Source organism: Bacillus sp. FSL R10-2780, from assembly GCF_038006125.1.
GTDB lineage: Bacteria > Bacillota > Bacilli > Bacillales > Bacillaceae_G > Bacillus_A > Bacillus_A cereus_U.
The window spans coordinates 146,709-163,577 of the sequence record NZ_JBBOUQ010000001.1 but is presented as its reverse complement, the minus strand read 5'-3'; the positions used below and the strand labels follow the sequence as shown (position 1 = coordinate 163,577).

Here is a 16,869-nt window from a genome sequence, read left to right as displayed (position 1 = left end):
TTCAGAATGTGAGGAGGATGGAGCTCCTGACGTAGAGGCGTTTTTTGCCTCGCAGGAAGGCGCGAAGCCACCGAACATTCTTGCCACCTCCATAAAAAAAACCGCCAATTGGCGGTTTTTTTAATTTACCTTCTGCTCATTTTCCATTTCCCATAACTTTTCAAAAAACGGCTGTCCTTTTACAAGGCGCTCACATAATTGCTCGTGCTTCTCAGACCATCCAGTTTTCGCTTCATCATAAAGTTTAGCCCAAACATCTTCAAACTCCATATGTTGGACCATTCCATACGCTGATGGATCCCACTCTGTGAACCAATAGCGAATTTCAGCTGGATTTTTCGTTGTATGTAATTGATCTAACGCCATAAATAATAATTGTTTTAGCTGTCTTTCTTTACGAGTCAGGCCATTCATAATGAACGGTGATGGTGATAAAATATGATGTTCTTTTTCAATCTCTTCTACTTGGAACTCATACTTTTCTGCTTGCACACTTTCTACCATCTCATATACCATCTGCTCTTGACGAGGTATAAGCCTACTTTTTCTAATTGGCACATTATAGCCGATTGAATCAATCGCAATAATTCCTTTTCCATCTGTAACTACAAAACAATATTCTTGTTGCAAACGTTCGTGATTTTTACGAATATAAGCCTTATGATATACGTCTTCCAATAATTTTTGCGGAAGCTCTAATAATTCGTTCTCGATGTAATGATATAATGTGGCATCTACTTTTAATAATGGCACTTGATCTAATAGCTCAATCGTATCATCTTTCCGCCATTCGTAAAAATGACAAACGTTATACCCATTCTCTTCACCTTCAAACCAATTTACCCATACATCATGTAGATATAACATTCACTACCCCTCACTTCACTACTGTTTGTACCAATCATTATGTTCATTTTTGCTTAACTTTATTCCACTTAAGGAAATATATTCTAATTATTATTTTTTCTTCTATAATATAAAAAAAACAGGAGGTAACGCTCCTGTTTTTTTTATGAAACATGAAATGTATTTGCTTTATTCAATATTTCTTTCGCATCTATAGATAATAAAGACAGTGTATTTTCTCCTTCAAATGCTACACAATCTTTCACAATATGAAATCCAAGTGCATAGCCAAGCATTTTCGGATACGAGTGCAGTCCATTTAATAAAACATCATGCTCCCTCGTACCTCTCTTTACATCTATTCGTTCTTGTATTGAATCTCTCCAATAATAAATAGCATCTTCTTTTGAAATATAAGTAGTCCATGGTGCACATCTTTTTTCTGTATACCTTTCATACACAGCTTGCTCAGCTAACCCTTCCATAATCATCGTATCAAGTAATGTATACTCTGTTTCCTTCGTCTCAATTTGATGTAATCTACATATATGGTGGTATTCATGCGTTAATAAAGCTTTTAGTTCCTCTACTGAATTACGTCCACATACGAATAAGAAAATAACGTGACGCATAGATAAACCAGCCTTCCCGTTATATTCCTCTTGTACCGTTCGATTATATGAATCTGATAATAAAATAAAGATAGGGACATCTGGACCTTTTAGCCAACTTTTCAATTTTTCATACTCCATGCTAAGTTCTTTCCAAATTTCTTTCTTCTCTAACTCTTTAATTTCCTGCTCCCCCCGCATTACTGGGCGATACATACCTTTAGAGATTAAAAAACGATACAGCCTCTCTTTTGGCAATGGAATATACTTTGTAAATTTCTCACAAAGCTTTTCTGGGCGTCCATAATACAGATGTAACCATTCTGCCGTTTCAACAACCCCCACCCTTCATCCCTCCTTTTCTTATGTATATGCAAAAAAAGAAAGGAACGTAAAGGTGATAAAAAATAAATAAGGTGTCTTTTCGTAGTACTTTACGAAAAGACACCTTATTGTACATATTACTTATATGCTTTAAATACTAATACTGCGTTATGACCACCGAATCCTAATGAATTACTTAATACAGCCCGCACTTCTTGATGTCTCGCTGTATTTGGTACGTAATCTAAATCACATTCTGGATCTGGTGTTTCATAGTTAATCGTCGGAGGAATTACTCCGTCTGTAATTGATTTAATAGAGAAGATCGCTTCAACAGCACCAGCTGCTCCTAATAAATGACCTGTCATTGATTTCGTTGAGCTAATCGCTACTTTATATGCATGCTCACCGAAAGTTTCTTTAATTGCCATCGTTTCATACTTTTCATTTGCATCTGTACTTGTACCATGTGCATTAATGTAATCAATATCTTCTGGCTCTAGACCTGCATCAGCTAAAGCTTGACGCATCGCACGAACTCCGCCTTCACCGCCAGGAGCAGGCATTGTAATATGGAACGCATCACCAGTTGCACCATAACCAGCAATTTCCGCATAAATGTGAGCACCACGTGCTAATGCGTGCTCTAATTCTTCAAGAATAAGAATTCCTGATCCTTCACCCATTACGAAACCACTACGGTTTTTATCAAATGGGCGGCAAGCCGTTGCTGGATCTTCATTGAATGTTAATGCTTTCGCTGAACTAAACCCAGCGAATGCCATGCTTGTTAACGGCGCTTCTGCTCCGCCTGTTATCATCGCATCAGCATCACCGCGCTGAATTACTTTAAACGCATCACCAATTGAATTTGCTCCAGATGCACAAGCTGTTACAGAGCAAGTATTAATCCCTTTCGCTCCTGTAGCAATCGATACTTGACCTGCTGCCATATCTGGAATCATCATTGGTACGAAGAATGGGCTCACGCGGCGCGGACCTTTTTCAGTAAAAATCTTAAATTGTTCTTCGTATGTTTCCATACCACCAATACCAGAACCAACCCACACACCAATGCGTGGTGCATTTTCTTCTGTAATTTCAAGCTTCGCATCTGCAACTGCCATTTTCGCTGCTGCTACTGCATATTGCGTAAAGCGGTCCATACGGCGCGCTTCTTTTTTATCTATATATTTTTCGACTTCAAAGTCGTTAATTTCTGCTGCTACTTTTGCAGGAATTTGTTCTGAATCTATTCTTGTAAGTCGTCCGATTCCGGATACACCGTTTTTAATGTTTTCCCAAGCTGTTTCAACATCTGTGCCGATCGGTGTAACAGCTCCTAGCCCTGTAATTACGACCCTCTTTTTTTCCATACAAAATACACTCCTTTTTTTCTCTCAGTCCTTATTTACCCCAACGAAGAGCTACTGCTCCCCATGTTAACCCGCCGCCAAAACCAACTAGTATAATTAAATCACCATCTTGAATACGTCCATTTTGCAATTCCTCTACCATTGCAATTGGAATTGAAGAAGCCGATGTATTACCGAACTTTTCAATTGTCATACTCATTTTTTCTTTCGGTAAATTTAATCTTTCTCTTGCAGATTCCATAATACGAATATTCGCTTGATGTGGTACTAAGAAGTCCACATCCTCTTTCGTAAGTCCCGCTTTTTCTAACACGCGAAGACAGGAATCACCAAGTTGGCGAACAGCAAATTTAAAGACTTCTCTGCCGTTCATCATAACATACTCGTCTTGATAAAGATGCTTACCGCCACTTCCGTCCGCTCCTAATTCAAAGGAAAGTACACCTTTTCCTTCCGAAACAGCTCCCATTACGATAGCACCTGCTCCGTCCCCAAATAGTACTGCTGTATTTCGATCGTTCCAGTCTACAATTTTAGATAGTTTGTCACTACCAACTACTAATACATTTTTATAAGTTCCCGTTTGAATAAATTGCTGTGCTGTAATCATTCCGTACATAAAGCCAGCACATGCTGCACTTAAATCCATTGCGGCTGCGTGTTTTGCGCCAATTGCTTCTTGGATTACACAAGCTACTGCTGGGAATGCGCGATCTGGCGTTACTGTTGCCACTAAAATAAGATCGATATCCTCTCCGCTAATCCCTGCATCTTCAAGTGCTTTTTTAGAAGCCTCTACCGCCATATATGAAGTATCTATTGTATCATCGGCAATGCGTCTTTCTGCAATTCCCGTTCTCGTACGAATCCATTCATCAGATGTATCTACGATTTTCTCTAAATCGTGATTTGTGACTACTTTTTCTGGCACATATCTTCCGACCCCTAAAATGCCCACGTTCACATCGCAGCCCTCCATTTTATATCAATTATTATGACTTGGTACTAATTTTAAAACATAAATGTACTTTTGTCTAGAATATATTTCAGCTAAAAAAATAAAGACAGCGTATTACTAACTTTATTTTTCATTAAAAGAAACAGAAAAATTCCTGTCCTTTCAAAATACAAATTATTCCATACCCTTACTCCGCTCGAAACAAAAAGAGGCTCTTACCGCTTCTATCCACCGTTCGAGCCTCTCTCCCATCAAAAAGAAGATTTTTTATTCTTTATCCGCTTTCCTTCAAAACTAAGGCGTTCTCCTCATAACCTTCCCCTTTAACCTCATCATCCCTCCGGTTTTACTCCGCTCGAGACTAAAAAAAGCCCCAACCGCTTCTATCCACCGTTCGAGCCTCTCTCCCATCAAAAAGAAGATTTTTTATTCTTTATCCGCTTTCCTTCAAAACTAAGGCGTTCTCCTTTAACCTCATCATCCCTCTGTTCTTACCTCGCTCGAGACTAAAAAAGGCCCTTACCGCTTCTACTCACGGCTCGAGCCCCTCTCCCCTCCCAAAAAGAAGGTTTTGTTTTTCAGTTTTATTCTTTATCCGCTTTCCCAAGCTCATATGCTTCGCCCATTACTTTCATCAATAGCTCTAACACCGGCTGTGCTTTCTCCATATCAAGCGCAATTCCATTAGAATCTAAAATTGCCTTAGCTTCTGGTAAATGTTTCATTGCGATTTGTAAAAATTGCATACTTTTTTCGTTCATGTAATCTCTTCCTCTCCATTAAAGCTTTTCAATCAATTATCCATACAATAGTTTAACACGCGCGCTACCCTTCGTATAACTCTTTATATTTTTTCATATGTGCCAATTGTTTATTTAAACCGAATTCTACTGGTGTATTTTTTTGAATAGAAATAACCTCTACAGCTTCATCTCTTACTTCCACATTTTTTTTATTTACTTTATCATCTGCATGCAGCAAGGTCATACCTTTTTCCCATAACTCTTCTTTTCCGCTAAGTAAATTATATACACCGAGGTGCTTTACATTCATTCCATGTTCCCATAAATATTCACATACATCTTCAACGTAAAGTAAATCGCTTCCTATTTCTCCATTTATACAACGGCACTCTTTTTCATCAAGTTCTGATAAAATAAGCTGATGATACATCATAAACGACGGTTGCCACGGCCCATATAATGTAGGAACTCGATATGCACTATATTGTAATTCGCCTTTTTTCAACCCTTCTTCCACCTTCGAAAATAGACGTTTGTTTTCGGATTCTTCAGTGCTTCCTATTTCAATAGAAGAAATTAGATTTAACTTTACGTTATTTTTTTCACACATCCTTACGATTCGTTTTAAATATTGTAATATGACCCTTTCATTCCGAAATCCACTTTGCTGATTCGGCTCATACAAACAAAAATAAACTGTATCGAAACTCTCTTCCTCTACCGATCGCCATCCGTCTTCATCCCTTATAGAATAGTACGTAAATAACGCATTTCGCCCAATCAACAATAATTTCTCTTCATTAATTTTTGTCATACTATCAAATTCATCAAAATCAAGACCATACACTTCTATTTCTTCTGCAATCATTTTATTTACAAGGTGATAACCTACAAACGTAAGTGCACCTATAATCAGCACGCGTTTCATACCACCAACCCTTTCCCCTTGAAACAAATAGCTCCTCATTTATGTATATGGGAGCTTCACAATTCTTCTTCATATTTTTTAAAGAAATCCGTCGTTTGTCTAACCATTTTATATTTCACATCTTGCAGATGAAATAAAACAGAAGTATCGCATTGATTTAATTGCCTCATTTTCTCGTATTTACGTAACAATTGTTTTCTTCCTCTTTTTTCTTGTGTTGATACGAAAATTTTAACAGGTACACAAGACGGAAGAAGCGCAAATGATTTCTTATTTATTTTTGATTCTAATTCTTCTTCTTTGGAATCATACGCCAAACTTAATTCCTTCACTAATCTTTTGTAAAAAAACTTATGCTCTTTCTCAAACTCCACATATTCTGGTAAATCTAAACACGGATTTAACATAACGACCGAACGTATACATTCAGGGTACTTGTTCATCATCTCCAGTGCTACAAGTGCTCCCATACCATCTGCCATAATGTGCATTTTCGTATTCAATGTCTCTTTTCTTAGAACGACATCATACAAACGTTTTGCTAGACGAACAGCTCGGTCGTTCCCCCAATGCCTTCCGTATAAGTTAGACGAAAAGACTGTGTAACCTTTTTCAATAAGGCCCTGTAAAAAATAAGCTCTCCCTGCATGCTGTGTCCATAAACTTGTACCATTCTCAATAAAATAGTTATAATCTCCTAGGAGCATAACAGAAAATCCATTTGGCTTTTCCGGTAAATAAATTACACATGGTTCTTTTTCTAAGTAAAAAAAACGTTCCGTAATACTCATTTTTCCCCCGCCTTATTTTCTAAACGTATAAAAGTACTCTTTTATACTGTATGAACAGAATGCAAATTTGCGTTGAAAAATCTACAAATATTTTTCTATATTCTTTTTTCAATTGTGTTACAATAAGGACAGATTGAACGAATAGAGGTGTAAAATATGCGTTTCATTTGGGCATTAATTTGGTCGTTCGCGCTTGTACATATGATGAGCTACGTAATCGGCTCTATGACTGGCGGTACATACGATTTTAACCAAGCGTCTATTTTCTCAGTTGTTCTTGCGGTATTAGTATTAGCGATTGCAGCTGCGATTCCAAACGAGCCAGTAGAACAACACTAAAAAGAGTCCGGATTTTATCCGAACTCTTTTTTTACTTTACATGAACGACTAATTCATTATTCTCAACATCAACAACTACATGACTATTATCAGTAATCGTTCCTGCAATTAATTCTCTCGCTAATTTCGTTTCAACTTGACGCTGTACGTATCGTTTTAACGGACGAGCTCCATACATCGGATCGAATCCAGCTTCTACAACAAATTCTTTTGCAGATTCCGTCAATTCTAATGATATGTGGCGATCTGCTAAACGCCCTTGTAATTCTTGTACAATCTTATCAACAATACCTTTAATTTCATTCCTTGTAAGAGGTTTAAATAAAATAATTTCATCGACACGGTTTAAGAATTCTGGTCGGAAATGTCCTCTTAATTGTCCCATTACAAGTTCTCTTGACTCTTCTTTAATAGAACCATCTTCTTCTAGCCCTTCTAATAAGTGAGCCGATCCAATATTTGAAGTCATAATAATAACTGTGTTTTTAAAGTCTACTGTACGTCCTTGTGAATCTGTAATGCGTCCATCGTCTAACATTTGTAATAAAATGTTGAATACTTCTGGATGTGCTTTTTCGATTTCATCTAACAAAATAACAGAATACGGTTTACGTCTTACTGCTTCTGTTAATTGTCCGCCTTCTTCATATCCAACATATCCAGGAGGCGCACCAATTAAGCGTGACACTGCGTGTTTCTCCATATACTCAGACATATCGATACGAATCATTTGCTCTTCACTGTCAAATAACGTTTGTGCTAATGTTTTTGCAAGTTCAGTTTTACCAACACCTGTAGGTCCTAGGAAAATAAATGAACCAATTGGACGATTCGGATCTTTAATACCAGCGCGTGCACGAAGAACTGCGTCTGATACTAAGCTTACTGCTTCCTCTTGGCCGATTACACGCTCTGATAAAATCTGCTCTAAGCGTAGTAATTTCTCGCGTTCACCTTCAACGAGTTTTGCGACAGGAATACCAGTCCACCTTGAAACAATGTCTGCAATTTCTTCTTCACTTACTTCCTCGCGTAATAAACGATTCTCTTGTTTATTATGTGCACCCATCTCTTCCGCTTCTTTTAACTCTTTTTCGATAGCTGGAATTTTCCCGTGGCGAAGCTCAGCTGCTTTATTTAAATCGTAATTTCCTTCTGCTTCTTCTAACTCACGGCGCAAACGCTCTAAATGTTCACGTAAGTCACGCACTTTATGAATGTCTTCTTTTTCTTTCTCCCATTTCGCTCTCATACTACTTGCAACTTCTTTTAAATCCGATAATTCACGCTGCAATGTTTTTAGGCGCTCTTGACTACCTAAGTCCTTTTCTTTCCCAAGAGCAGCTTCTTCAATTTCCAGCTGCATAATGCGGCGCGTTACTTCATCTAATTCTGTTGGCATAGAATCAATTTCTGTTCGAATTGTTGCACAAGCTTCATCAACAAGATCAATTGCTTTATCGGGCAAAAAACGATCTGAAATATATCGATCTGATAAAACGGATGCTGCTACAATCGCTCGGTCATGAATATTTACACCGTGATAAATTTCAAAACGCTCTTTTAAACCACGTAAAATGGAAATTGTATCCTCAACAGTTGGCTCTTCTGCTAATACTTGTTGGAAACGTCTTTCTAATGCTGGATCTTTCTCAATATATTTACGGTATTCATCTAATGTCGTTGCCCCGATACAATGCAGTTCACCACGTGCTAGCATTGGTTTTAACATATTTCCTGCATCCATCGCTCCTTCTGTTTTACCAGCGCCGACGATTGTATGAAGTTCATCAATGAATAATAAAATGCGGCCTTCACTCTTTTTAATTTCATTTAATACAGCTTGCAGACGCTCTTCAAACTCACCGCGGAATTTTGCTCCGGCCACAAGTGCACTCATATCTAAAGCGAAAATTGTTCGATCTTTTAATCCTTCTGGGACATCTTTTTTTACAATACGCTGTGCTAATCCTTCAACGATTGCTGTTTTACCAACACCTGGTTCTCCGATTAAAACGGGGTTATTTTTCGTTTTACGTGAAAGAATACGGATCACGCGGCGAATTTCACTATCTCTACCAATTACAGGATCAATTTTCCCCGCTCTTACTTCCGCCACTAAATCACGGCCATATTTTTCTAACGCTTCATAAGTTACTTCTGGATTTTGACTAGTCACTCTTTGATTCCCCCGAACTGTCATTAAAGACTGTAATAAGTTATCTTTCGTAATATGAAATTTTGTAAATAATTGATTTATATCGCCTTTTTCTTCAGAAAAAGCAAGTAATACATGTTCGACTGAAATATAGTCATCTTGCAATTTCTCCGCTTCTTTTCCTGCTCTTACAAGCAGTTGTTGCAAAGCACCTGTTACATATAATTTCCCTGCCTCTGCCCCGCTTCCAGTTACAGAAGGCTTTTTCTTAATTAAACTTTCTACACCTTGCTTTAACGCTTCTATATCGACATTCATTTTTTGAAAAATACGTACTGTTAATCCGTCTTGCTGCTCTAATAACGTAAGCAATAGATGAACAGTATCTACTTCTTGATGATGATGAGATACCGCTAAAGATTGAGCACTCATAATCGCTTCCTGTGTTTTCGTTGTCATTTGATTTAAGTCCATCTTTACAGCCCTCCAAATGTTTGACTTTCTTTGACCTTTGATTTGATTATACGCCAACTGACTTTTTTATACAATAATTTTGCTTATGTAGTTCCAACTTATTATTGGAAAAAGAAAAAAGTAACATTCATTTTCCTAATCAAAAAAAGCCGCAATAACGATTGCGGCTTCTGTTACGGTTTTCTTTTATATGTCCACTGACGGTTATGATTTGCGTTCTCTGGAAACCTTTCCCCGGCAGTTAATTTCACCATTTGTGGATCTTTCACCATACTTCCCGTTTCACCAATTTCTACGTAAATGCCATCATTTGGCGCCTTTTGCCCTGAGCGAAACCTGCGATTTTGTCCCATTTCCATTCTCCTTCCATGACGTCTTGCCTCATTAGTATATCCATTTTAAAAGAAAGCTTTTCTGTCATGTTTAGGAAACAGTACTACCGTTTATCCATGTACATATATATAATTACACAAGCTTAAGCAGGAATTATTGGTATATTTGTTGAAAAAAAGAAACCAACCTAAGTTTAGGCCAGTTCCAAAGGAGAGTCAAACATATACGAGAAGATTACATGTTCATTATAAGTCGCATCATCCAAACAATGTAACCCTTTTCACAATTTGTACATAATGAAAGAAACATTGTTTGAACTTTCTAAAAAGATATTGACTTTCCCCTGATTTCCAATGAGAAATAGTAGACACCACAGCGCTTCGCGACGTAAGATGGATATATAGTGAAACTTTCATCTACAGTAGTTTCACCCAGTCTAACCTCTTATTTCTGCATATTAAAAACGGAAATACAGATAGAAACAAAAAAATTATTATAAGAGGTGAAATTATGAATAAACAACATTTAATCGCATTAGACTTAGACGGAACTTTATTAACAGACAATAAAATAATTTCTCCAAGAACGAAAAACACAATTGCAAAAGCAAAAGAACAAGGACATATTGTCGTTATTTCAACAGGGCGCCCATTCCGCGCTAGTTACGATTATTATAAAGAACTTAGCCTTAACACACCAATCGTAAACTTTAATGGAGCTTACGTGCATCACCCTCTTGATTCAAGTTGGGGAACACATCACTCTCCTCTTGAACTTTCAACAGCGCAAGAAATCGTCCGAGCTTGCTTTGATTTCGGCGTGAAAAATGTCTATGCTGAAGTCATCGATGATGTGTATGTCCGTGAAATTGATGAAGATAAAAAACATATTTTTGAATTCGGTTCTCCTAAGATTTTCACAGGAGATTTATTAAATACTTTAAACGACCATCCAACTTGCTTATTAATCGATGCACATGACGAGCATTCTGCTGCAATTCGCCAACATTTAACAGATATGCATGCTGAAGTCATCGACCATAGAAAATGGGGTGCACCTTGGCCAATTATTGAAATTGTAAAAAGCGGATTAAATAAAGCTGTCGGATTACAAAAAATTTCAGGCCATTATAATATTCCTAAAGAGCGAATTATCGCTTTTGGTGATGAGGATAACGACTTTGAAATGATCGAATTTGCTGGTCATGGAATCGCAATGGGTAATGCAATTCCTGAATTAAAATCACTCGCAAATCATACGACATTAACGAATGAAGAAGATGGTATCGCTCTATATTTAGAAGAGGTTCTTGGATTGTAATCTAAAAATTCCCTACTTATAGTTTCTCGCAAAACGCTCATACTATTATTAGACGCAAAAGTCAGCGCGTCAATTGTTTTCAGCTAAATAAAGGGGGTTTTTCGAATGGGTAAAAAGAACAAATCAAAACGTTTTATCCAGCAAGGAGCCGATGCTGTTATGAAGCATGATGCAAGATTCCCGTACAGAGGTACATTAGCTGAGGCAGAAAAAGCGAGAAGTAACTCTTCGTTTGGAGGGGTTTAATGGGAAACTTACTATTCCAACAAGCTAGAGATGCTGTTTCAAGTGCCGTTTCTTGTTCAAGTGGCGCTGAACAACAGGAACTCGTTTATAGAGCAAAAAACTCTTTGCACTCTGCTTATGCAAACTCTTCAACTGCTGAAAAAGTTCAGCTACGTGAAATGCAGGAGCAATTGCAAAACATTACGAATTCGCATTAAAAAAGAGGACCAGCTTTGGTCCTCTTTACTCTTTTCGAAACAATCCAAACACTCCGACCGTTTGCAGTACATTTGTAAATGCACCCGGGTCCACTTGTTTAATAACCCTCTCTAATTCGTACAACTCGTAACGAGTAATAACAATCATTAACATTTCTTTATTTTCATTTGTATAAGCACCTGTTGCCGGTATAGTTGTAATCCCTCTCACTAAGCGAGAGTGGATCGCTTTTCGCACATCTGCCCCGTTCTTTGTAACAATTAATGCCGTAATCTTCACATGACGGGTATGAATCGCATCAATAATTCTCGTTGATATATACAAAGTGACTAAAGTATATAATGCTTTTTCCCATCCATACACATAGCCAGCAGCGATAATGATAATTGCATTAAAGAAGAAAAAATACGTGCCGACAGGCTTATCTTTTATCTTTGATAAAATCATGGCAATAATATCTAGGCCACCTGTAGAAGCCCCCCACTTTAAAGCAACTCCTACCCCAATCGCAGAAATAATACCACCAAAAATCGCATTCAATATAATATCATTCGAAACCGCTCTAACTGGGATAATTTCTAAAAACAAAGTCATAAATATAACACAGAGAAAACTAAAAAACGTAAAAGCCTTTCCAACCTTTTTCCACGCTAAAATAACGACGGGAATATTAAATAAACTAAACAATACGCCCGTAGATATATGAATGGATAAAAAGTCACCTAATACTTGCGATAATAATTGAGACAATCCAGCAAAGCCACTCGCATATACTTTCGCTGGTGTTAAAAATAAATTCATCCCAATCGCATTTAATAAACCTGCAATAATCACAACGACTAACTTCTTAATAAGTTCAGTATAATTCAGCTTCAAATCCATTTCTAATCCACCTTTAGTATTCATGAATGCACCGCTATACATAGTCTTTACGAAAAAGGAAATGATAAACATACAACGTTTAGAAATGGAGTTGATACATATGCCACATACGAGCGATAACGAGAAAAAAGCACGCGACAATAATGCAAAGCGCACTCAAAAAAATGAACAAGAGCAAAAAAATATTCAGCAAGGAAAACGTGCATATTCTAAGAAAACCGATCACCTTTGATTACATCGTACATCAACATTAATGTTGATGTACTTTTTTTACATTTTACAGGGAAAAAACATTAAAAATTCACTTCATGTTCACTTCTATATTCTACAATAGCGATAACATATTCGGATGAGGTGTTAGCATGAAAGGAAAAAGTACATTCATTATCACTGCACTAATAAGTATATTAATGCTATCTGCTTGCGGACAAAAAAATGACTCGGCCACAATCGCTACAACAACAAACTCAACCATTACGAAGAGCGATTTCGAAAAACAATTGAAAGATCGATATGGAAAAGACATGCTATACGAAATGGTAGCACAAGATGTTATTACTAAAAAATATAAAGTATCTAATGATGCAGTAGATACAGAAGTAGAAAAAGCAAAAGATCAATATGGAGAACAATTCAAAGCAACACTAGAAAATAATCGTTTAAAAGATGAAGAAGATTTCAAAAATCAAATTAGATTCAAACTTTCATTAAATGAAGCGATTAAACAAAGCGTTACAGAAAAAGATGTGAAAGACCACTATAAACCAGAAATTAAAGCTAGTCACATTTTAGTAAGTGACGAAAATGAAGCGAAAGAAATAAAGAAGAAATTAGATACCGGCACTTCATTTGAAGAATTAGCGAAACAAGAGTCTCAAGATATATTATCAAAAGATAATGGCGGAGACCTCGGATACTTCGGGGCAGGCAAAATGACACCTGAATTTGAAAAAGCTGCCTACAAATTAAAGGTTGGACAAATTAGCAATCCCGTTAAATCACCAAACGGCTATCACATTATTAAACTAACTGATAAAAAAGATTTAAAACCTTACGATAAAGTGAAAGACTCTATACGTAAAGACTTAGAAGAAGAACGTATTGCCGACCCTTCCTTCGGTCAAAAATTATTACAAGATGAATTAAAGAAGGCGAATATTAAAATAAACGATAATGATTTGAAAGATACATTTTCTCATCTTTTTGGGAAAGGGAACTAAAAAACAAGAATGCAAACTTTTTAAACAGTATGCATGATGGTAAATGAGATTATATAAGCATTTTTTAAAATATATCGATTTGTCGACCAAAATTGACAACATAAAGAAGTAGGCTACTTGAGCAGCCTACTTCTTTTATTCTTTCATTAATACTTTCAGCTTTTTCTTCAGACTTTTATAATGCCAATTGATGTGATCTAGTTCTATCTCTACTTCAATTAATATATCTATTAAGTCATCTTTATTTTGCTGAAAGTTCACCATACTCTCAAGCAACTTTTCAAACCTTTGACTACTCTCATATATATCATTTAAATCCGTCGCTAATATTTCACGTTCTTTTTCGGAGGATAATACGGAACGACGTTTTATTAATTGTTCCAGTACATTATCTTGCACTATCATGCCTCCCTTTTAATCCGATGCTTATACCTCTTTCTTTAACATTTCAAAATTAACCACGGATACCACAATACCTCTTCTGCCTCAATTTCCCCATCATCAATTAAATGGATTATCTGCTTTGCATCTTCATACTTATCAACAAGTGATAAATCATTTAATTTCTTGCCAAACGCTTCAAAATCCTCTTGTAAATTGTTATGAATAAAAGAATAAAAATTATTGTTACTAAAGCCACATATATCAAATCCTAATATTTCATCGTTTTCAACATCAACAGGTAATGAACTTTCGAGAAAGTCATATATAGAAACTTTAAAGTCATTTTCTTCTCGCTCATTCATTAAAAAATCCGTCCGATACTCTTCTGAAAGATGCAAACTAATAATCTCTAAATTTTCTATCCCTTTTAAATAATTTCGCTTAAAGAATCTCGCATCTTCTAAATTTTTAAAAGTATTCGGCCACGAGAACTTTTCTTCTTCCATTAGTGTATCTAAAAAAGATTGTCCACTTTCATGTTCCTCTTTACTAATCTTCAACCTTCCATTTATCATCTGAGCAATAGGATCATTTTTATTTGAATTACACCAAGGGAAAAACCAATAATCCGGAAATGTAGGCCGTATCCCATTACATATCGTTAAAATCATTTGTGATAGTCCCTCAATATTGCATTCTTTATAGATAAGTTCCCTATCATAGGAAATTATGAGGTATCCAGCGTTATAAAATTTCATATACATATCTCCTTTTCAAAGAGTTACTAAACATTCATTACAAATGTAGAATCCTCATACTTCCAGTTAGCTATACAGTTTCTACTTTACGGATGCTCTCTAGTTTCTTTGTATTCATCAATAATATATCCTGAATAAGCAGTAGCCTGCCTCTCGTATCCAATTCTCGTTAGTTTTATATCATTAATCCATTGGAAATAATGCGTTAGCTCATGCGCAATAGTAACCAGATAGTACCCTAAAGCGTTATCTTTTCCATTTTTCTGCACCGTATCATAATAATCCCCTGTCGAAATACGAATATACGGCTCAACATTTCGATCAAACGGCCCAAAGAAAGTACCATAGACTAGCTCTCCATCCATTGTCTTTATTTTATATGAAGTTTTCACATAAATAGGTACTCTAATTGGGAAAAAGTATTCTTGGCGCAACCATTTACAAAATTCCTTAATGGCTCTTCTTACTTCAGGATCAACATCTGTATCAAATTTCAATCGTAATCCAGTACGGTGACTCTTCTCTTCTAAATTATAATATTCTTTCCAATTCCTCAGCGTCCAAATATGCATATTATCAGCCTCATTACTTCATATTTCCTAAAGAATGAAGGTTCATTTCGATTATTTGATTGGCTCCCCTAATTTTTCACCATTTTTAGTTTTAATGCTAAAACTATCCTACCTTCTAAAAACTATAGAATAGTTAATCCTATAACTTTTTGATGTTATAACATACCTCTTCTATACTTTTTGCATCCGCTTCAAATGATACTTCATACTCCCATTTTTCACTCTTCAAATCATTTTTAGAAAAAGTAAAGTATACGAAAAATCGATTTCTTTTGAGCTTCACTTTAAGATCCATTTCCTCTTCATCGGCACTCAATACAGCTTCCTTAATTTCTTTTCGTAGTAATGCTTCTAGTTTTTTACCAAATCCAATTATTTCACTCATCAAAAACATTGGCCCTTTATACTCATAATGGACATTATTTGAGGATAAAGCTAAGAAATTCAGTTGTAAATCACGTAAATACAACTCATCATCATTTGGATACAAAGATCCAAATGATGCAATGGTTATCTTTTTTTCGCCCCCTAAAAATACCATCTCAAGTTCTTTTCTTCTTTCCACCATATGACCTTCTTCCATTGTTTATCCTTCTGCGAACAATACCTTAGAGTAATAGCATCATATTCGTAACTTGCGATCACATTTCCTTCTCCATCTGTTTCGTATAGCGGATTACTTTGTATCAAAAAAGTGTATCTCAAAATCAAACTACCTGTTTAGATTTTGAGATACACTGAATTTACTTTTCTTTTTCAAAAATACCAGCTAAGAAGAAACTAACTCCCAGAAAAATTACAATTATCGTGTTAATTGCGTAACCCAAGAACGACATATAGGAAGTAAAACTTATTAAAATAGCATATATTAGACTCACTACTAACACCGTTACCACTTTACATTGTCCTTTTTTAACATAATCGCTAATACAACTACAATTAAACCAACATTATATACACCAATATTTCCTACATTTTATAAACTTCTTCTACACTGTCATAGCATACATAATATGAAAATAACAGCTAAGACCATAAATAATAAGTGCAATCATTGTAATATACCACTTTCCCCCGCACTTCTTTACATACTGCATAAGCCCCCAAAGGCAAAGTAATATAACTGATTGAACTACTAAGATTTTTAATGTCCCCAATAGTGTAGCTATCATAGAATAGGTAATCCATATACTCAAAAATGAACGTATAACTATAACCGCAGCAGCGATTTTTTGATAATAAAATAGTTTTATACTACCCGCATAGTAATCTTGCAAAAGAATAACAGACGCTATTAAAATATTTAAAACAAGAATCACAATAAATTCCAAAACCGCTATCAATTCTTCAATTCTCCTTCTTTAAATTTATTTACGCTTTCCTATCGCATTAGAAATACGCATTAACT

Annotated in this window: 21 protein-coding genes; 6 read left to right on the top strand and 15 right to left on the bottom strand. The window is 35.9% G+C overall.

Translation table 11 applies throughout. The features are described 5' to 3' along the window. Positions 1-120: 120 nt before the first annotated feature. From NSQ47_RS00855 to NSQ47_RS00825, 7 genes are all read right to left on the bottom strand, one after another. Entirely contained in the window at positions 121-867 is a 747-nt protein-coding gene (locus NSQ47_RS00855; RefSeq protein ID WP_002011326.1) for a YjbA family protein, read from the bottom strand. Between the two features lie 143 nt (positions 868-1,010). Then, positions 1,011-1,802: a DUF2268 domain-containing protein gene (locus NSQ47_RS00850; RefSeq protein ID WP_341035842.1), complete on the bottom strand. Its 792-nt coding sequence runs from the start codon at positions 1,800-1,802 to the stop codon at positions 1,011-1,013. A 116-nt stretch (positions 1,803-1,918) separates the two neighbouring features. Next, a complete protein-coding gene (fabF, locus tag NSQ47_RS00845) occupies positions 1,919-3,157 on the bottom strand; it encodes a beta-ketoacyl-ACP synthase II (RefSeq protein WP_002011323.1) in 1,239 nt (412 codons plus the stop codon). A 31-nt stretch (positions 3,158-3,188) separates the two neighbouring features. Next, a complete protein-coding gene (fabH, locus tag NSQ47_RS00840) occupies positions 3,189-4,121 on the bottom strand; it encodes a beta-ketoacyl-ACP synthase III (RefSeq protein ID WP_002149840.1) in 933 nt (310 codons plus the stop codon). Between the two features lie 578 nt (positions 4,122-4,699). Next, entirely contained in the window at positions 4,700-4,876 is a 177-nt protein-coding gene (locus tag NSQ47_RS00835) for a ComZ family protein (RefSeq protein WP_002011319.1), read from the bottom strand. A 64-nt stretch (positions 4,877-4,940) separates the two neighbouring features. Further along, positions 4,941-5,813, bottom strand: coding sequence for an NAD-dependent epimerase/dehydratase family protein (locus tag NSQ47_RS00830; protein ID WP_070146318.1), 873 nt, complete (start codon positions 5,811-5,813; stop codon positions 4,941-4,943). Between the two features lie 29 nt (positions 5,814-5,842). Then, complete coding sequence (locus tag NSQ47_RS00825; RefSeq protein WP_002149846.1) at positions 5,843-6,577, bottom strand: hypothetical protein; 735 nt, start codon at positions 6,575-6,577, stop codon at positions 5,843-5,845. A 156-nt stretch (positions 6,578-6,733) separates the two neighbouring features. Here NSQ47_RS00825 and NSQ47_RS00820 point away from each other — a divergent pair, with 156 nt between their 5' ends. Continuing rightward, a complete protein-coding gene (locus NSQ47_RS00820) occupies positions 6,734-6,916 on the top strand; it encodes a YjzD family protein (protein ID WP_001211111.1) in 183 nt (60 codons plus the stop codon). A 31-nt stretch (positions 6,917-6,947) separates the two neighbouring features. On the opposite strand, the gene clpB is transcribed toward NSQ47_RS00820, so the two are convergent. Together clpB and NSQ47_RS00810 are read right to left on the bottom strand one after the other, a co-directional pair. Continuing rightward, positions 6,948-9,548 (bottom strand): ATP-dependent chaperone ClpB, encoded by a 2,601-nt coding sequence (clpB, locus tag NSQ47_RS00815; RefSeq protein WP_078180010.1) that lies wholly within the window; start codon positions 9,546-9,548, stop codon positions 6,948-6,950. 173 nt (positions 9,549-9,721) lie between these two features. After that, positions 9,722-9,901, bottom strand: a complete 180-nt coding sequence (locus NSQ47_RS00810; RefSeq protein ID WP_002117000.1) for a YjzC family protein — start codon at positions 9,899-9,901, stop codon at positions 9,722-9,724. Between the two features lie 490 nt (positions 9,902-10,391). Between NSQ47_RS00810 and NSQ47_RS00805 the strand changes: the two genes are divergently transcribed. The 3 genes from NSQ47_RS00805 to NSQ47_RS00795 all read left to right on the top strand — a co-directional run bounded on the left by NSQ47_RS00805 (position 10,392) and on the right by NSQ47_RS00795 (position 11,644). Further along, positions 10,392-11,201 (top strand): Cof-type HAD-IIB family hydrolase, encoded by an 810-nt coding sequence (locus NSQ47_RS00805; RefSeq protein WP_002201383.1) that lies wholly within the window; start codon positions 10,392-10,394, stop codon positions 11,199-11,201. 105 nt (positions 11,202-11,306) lie between these two features. Continuing rightward, positions 11,307-11,447, top strand: a complete 141-nt coding sequence (locus tag NSQ47_RS00800; protein WP_000516816.1) for a hypothetical protein — start codon at positions 11,307-11,309, stop codon at positions 11,445-11,447. Beyond that, positions 11,447-11,644, top strand: coding sequence for a DUF3813 domain-containing protein (locus tag NSQ47_RS00795; protein WP_002011309.1), 198 nt, complete (start codon positions 11,447-11,449; stop codon positions 11,642-11,644). The genes NSQ47_RS00800 and NSQ47_RS00795 overlap by 1 nt, the downstream gene beginning before the upstream one ends. A gap of 25 nt (positions 11,645-11,669) precedes the next feature. Here the strand turns inward: NSQ47_RS00795 and NSQ47_RS00790 are convergent, their stop codons facing one another. After that, complete coding sequence (locus NSQ47_RS00790) at positions 11,670-12,527, bottom strand: YitT family protein (protein WP_002202781.1); 858 nt, start codon at positions 12,525-12,527, stop codon at positions 11,670-11,672. 100 nt (positions 12,528-12,627) lie between these two features. Here NSQ47_RS00790 and NSQ47_RS00785 point away from each other — a divergent pair, with 100 nt between their 5' ends. Together NSQ47_RS00785 and prsA are read left to right on the top strand one after the other, a co-directional pair. Beyond that, positions 12,628-12,759: a DUF3941 domain-containing protein gene (locus tag NSQ47_RS00785; RefSeq protein WP_002202782.1), complete on the top strand. Its 132-nt coding sequence runs from the start codon at positions 12,628-12,630 to the stop codon at positions 12,757-12,759. A 130-nt stretch (positions 12,760-12,889) separates the two neighbouring features. Then, positions 12,890-13,747 carry a peptidylprolyl isomerase PrsA gene (gene prsA / locus NSQ47_RS00780; protein WP_002158900.1) on the top strand — a complete coding sequence of 286 codons (858 nt, stop codon included), beginning with the start codon at positions 12,890-12,892 and terminating at the stop codon, positions 13,745-13,747. 135 nt (positions 13,748-13,882) lie between these two features. Here prsA and NSQ47_RS00775 read toward each other — a convergent pair whose 3' ends face one another. The 5 genes from NSQ47_RS00775 to NSQ47_RS00755 all read right to left on the bottom strand — a co-directional run bounded on the left by NSQ47_RS00775 (position 13,883) and on the right by NSQ47_RS00755 (position 16,804). Beyond that, positions 13,883-14,146, bottom strand: coding sequence for a hypothetical protein (locus NSQ47_RS00775; protein ID WP_078180006.1), 264 nt, complete (start codon positions 14,144-14,146; stop codon positions 13,883-13,885). Between the two features lie 41 nt (positions 14,147-14,187). Continuing rightward, a complete protein-coding gene (locus NSQ47_RS00770; RefSeq protein ID WP_341035839.1) occupies positions 14,188-14,889 on the bottom strand; it encodes a hypothetical protein in 702 nt (233 codons plus the stop codon). Between the two features lie 86 nt (positions 14,890-14,975). After that, on the bottom strand, positions 14,976-15,461 hold the full coding sequence (locus NSQ47_RS00765; protein ID WP_341035838.1) for a hypothetical protein: 486 nt from the start codon (positions 15,459-15,461) through the stop codon (positions 14,976-14,978). A 139-nt stretch (positions 15,462-15,600) separates the two neighbouring features. Then, positions 15,601-16,044, bottom strand: coding sequence for a hypothetical protein (locus NSQ47_RS00760; protein ID WP_341035837.1), 444 nt, complete (start codon positions 16,042-16,044; stop codon positions 15,601-15,603). Positions 16,045-16,450: 406 nt separating this feature from the next. Next, a complete protein-coding gene (locus NSQ47_RS00755) occupies positions 16,451-16,804 on the bottom strand; it encodes a hypothetical protein (protein ID WP_078184084.1) in 354 nt (117 codons plus the stop codon). Between the last annotated feature and the right edge of the window lie 65 nt (positions 16,805-16,869).

What these genes read in the sequence shown, in the direction of transcription:
- NSQ47_RS00805 (WP_002201383.1), top strand. Translation starts at nt 10,392, where the DNA reads ATGAATAAACAACATTTAATCGCATTAGACTTAGACGGAACTTTATTA.
- fabF (WP_002011323.1), bottom strand. Translation starts at nt 3,157, where the DNA reads ATGGAAAAAAAGAGGGTCGTAATTACAGGGCTAGGAGCTGTTACACCG.
- NSQ47_RS00760 (WP_341035837.1), bottom strand. Translation starts at nt 16,044, where the DNA reads ATGGAAGAAGGTCATATGGTGGAAAGAAGAAAAGAACTTGAGATGGTA.
- NSQ47_RS00790 (WP_002202781.1), bottom strand. Translation starts at nt 12,527, where the DNA reads ATGGATTTGAAGCTGAATTATACTGAACTTATTAAGAAGTTAGTCGTT.
- NSQ47_RS00820 (WP_001211111.1), top strand. Translation starts at nt 6,734, where the DNA reads ATGCGTTTCATTTGGGCATTAATTTGGTCGTTCGCGCTTGTACATATG.
- prsA (WP_002158900.1), top strand. Translation starts at nt 12,890, where the DNA reads ATGAAAGGAAAAAGTACATTCATTATCACTGCACTAATAAGTATATTA.
- NSQ47_RS00835 (WP_002011319.1), bottom strand. Translation starts at nt 4,876, where the DNA reads ATGAACGAAAAAAGTATGCAATTTTTACAAATCGCAATGAAACATTTA.
- NSQ47_RS00855 (WP_002011326.1), bottom strand. Translation starts at nt 867, where the DNA reads ATGTTATATCTACATGATGTATGGGTAAATTGGTTTGAAGGTGAAGAG.
- NSQ47_RS00765 (WP_341035838.1), bottom strand. Translation starts at nt 15,461, where the DNA reads ATGCATATTTGGACGCTGAGGAATTGGAAAGAATATTATAATTTAGAA.
- NSQ47_RS00785 (WP_002202782.1), top strand. Translation starts at nt 12,628, where the DNA reads ATGCCACATACGAGCGATAACGAGAAAAAAGCACGCGACAATAATGCA.
- NSQ47_RS00795 (WP_002011309.1), top strand. Translation starts at nt 11,447, where the DNA reads ATGGGAAACTTACTATTCCAACAAGCTAGAGATGCTGTTTCAAGTGCC.
- NSQ47_RS00800 (WP_000516816.1), top strand. Translation starts at nt 11,307, where the DNA reads ATGGGTAAAAAGAACAAATCAAAACGTTTTATCCAGCAAGGAGCCGAT.
- clpB (WP_078180010.1), bottom strand. Translation starts at nt 9,548, where the DNA reads ATGGACTTAAATCAAATGACAACGAAAACACAGGAAGCGATTATGAGT.
- NSQ47_RS00810 (WP_002117000.1), bottom strand. Translation starts at nt 9,901, where the DNA reads ATGGGACAAAATCGCAGGTTTCGCTCAGGGCAAAAGGCGCCAAATGAT.
- NSQ47_RS00770 (WP_341035839.1), bottom strand. Translation starts at nt 14,889, where the DNA reads ATGAAATTTTATAACGCTGGATACCTCATAATTTCCTATGATAGGGAA.
- NSQ47_RS00825 (WP_002149846.1), bottom strand. Translation starts at nt 6,577, where the DNA reads ATGAGTATTACGGAACGTTTTTTTTACTTAGAAAAAGAACCATGTGTA.